Here is a 1,670-nt window from a genome sequence, read left to right as displayed (position 1 = left end):
TTGTGCTTGTTGCACAACCTATTGAAGATAGTCGTAAAAGGATATATTACCAAATCTTTGATGGGATGCAGGGCAGGAAAACTTTCGAGGACGAGCGGGAGCTGCGCTTCTCGCTCTCGGCGCACGTGCCGGAGCACAACTTTTACCGGCGGCTCAAGGACAGGCTCGACCTTGAGTTTCTCTACGAGCTGACAGCGCCCTACTACGGCAGGTGCGGCCAGCACTCGATCGACCCGGTGGTCTTCTTCAAGCTCTGCCTGGTGGCCCACCTGGAGAACATCGCCTCTGACCGCAAGCTGATCGAGCACTGCAGCCTGCGGCTGGACCTGCTCTACTTCCTGGACTACCAACTCGACGAGCCGCTGCCCTGGCACTCGACCCTCTCGCGCACCCGCCAGCTCTTGCCAAACAGCCTCTTCGAGGAAGTCTTCACCCGCGTGCTTTCGCTGTGCGCAGACGCCGGTATGGTGGCAGGCCATACCCAGGTCATCGATTCGGCTTTGGTCAAAGCCAACGCCTCCATGGGCTCGCTGGAGCTGAAGGTGCCCCAGGAGCAGCTGGAGGCCCGCCTCCGGCAGGTCCGGGTTTTCAGCAGCGCTGACCGTCCTGCCCGGCTAGACAAGGCTCCGCCAAGACAGCGAACCGTCACGGCCAGCCGAGAGGAGCTACTTGAGATACGAGCCCGCAACCGCAAGTGGCAGGCCGGGCAGGACCTCTACCCCGGCGCCCACAACAAGGGCGCCAAGTACACCTCCAACAAGACGCACTACTCTCCGGTGGATCCGGACGCCAGAATAGCTGTCAAACCGGGCAAGGCCCGCAAGCTCTGCTACCTGCTGCAGCTTTCCGTCGACACGCACCGCCACGTGATCACGCACGCGCAAGCGGATCACGCCGACAAGAAAGACAGCATCTGCCTGCCCGGCATTGTCCAGCACCTCAACAAGAGGCTGCACCAGCTGGGCTTTGGCTGCACGGCCCTGCTGGCCGACACGGGCTACTGCTCGGGGGAGAACTACGCGATGCTGGAGCAGGAGGGCATTAGGGCCTTCATCCCGCCCCACGGCACCTACGCCGGAGGGCCCGAGGGCTTCACCTATCACAAAGAAGACGACTAATGGCTGTGCCCTCAGGGCAAGCGGGCCACCTTCCGCAAGGAAATCGTCAACGCCAAACGCAACAACGTCCGCTCCAGGCTCTACCTGACCACAAGAAAAGACTGCAAGGGCTGCCCGCGCAAGGAGAGCTGCATTGGAAAGCAGCACGAGAAGAAAGTCAGCATCACCTCCTTCCGCGAGGAGTACGAGCGGGCCATCACCCGCGTCCAGAGCCGCTGGGGCCGGCACATGAAACGGCTCCGGCAGGCCACTGTCGAGCCGGTGCTGGGCACGCTGCTCGACTTCCTGGCCATGCGCCGGGTCAACACCCGGGGACTGGAGCTGGCCCACAAGAACATGCTGGTGGCGGCCGCAGCCTACAACCTGCAGAAACTGCTGCGCTACACCCCAAAAGGAAGCCAGGTAGCCGTCATGGCCTTGCCCAGACCGGAGCAGGTAGTATTTATCAAGATGGTTTTGGGGAGCAAAAAGAGAAGTGGAATCAGAAAAGCTATAGAGATCAGAAGTTACTGAGGAGTTGTGCAACAGCTACCCTTGTTAGCAGCTTTTATT

Annotated in this window: 2 protein-coding genes; both read left to right on the top strand. The window is 60.7% G+C overall.

What is annotated here, in order from left to right:
• Nucleotides 1–1,118, top strand: a 1,118-nt coding sequence (locus AC4QZR_RS19825) for a transposase (protein ID WP_494482463.1), incomplete at its 5' end; no start/stop codon positions are given.
• Nucleotides 1,119–1,121: 3 nt separating this feature from the next.
• A complete protein-coding gene (locus AC4QZR_RS19820) occupies nt 1,122–1,631 on the top strand; it encodes a transposase (protein ID WP_494482464.1) in 510 nt (169 codons plus the stop codon).
• The last annotated feature ends 39 nt before the right edge of the window (nt 1,632–1,670 follow it).

The organism is Pontibacter sp. YIM B11418 (assembly GCF_059278805.1).
The sequence above is the reverse complement of the archived record's forward strand: the minus strand, read 5'-3'. Positions and strand labels throughout refer to the sequence as shown.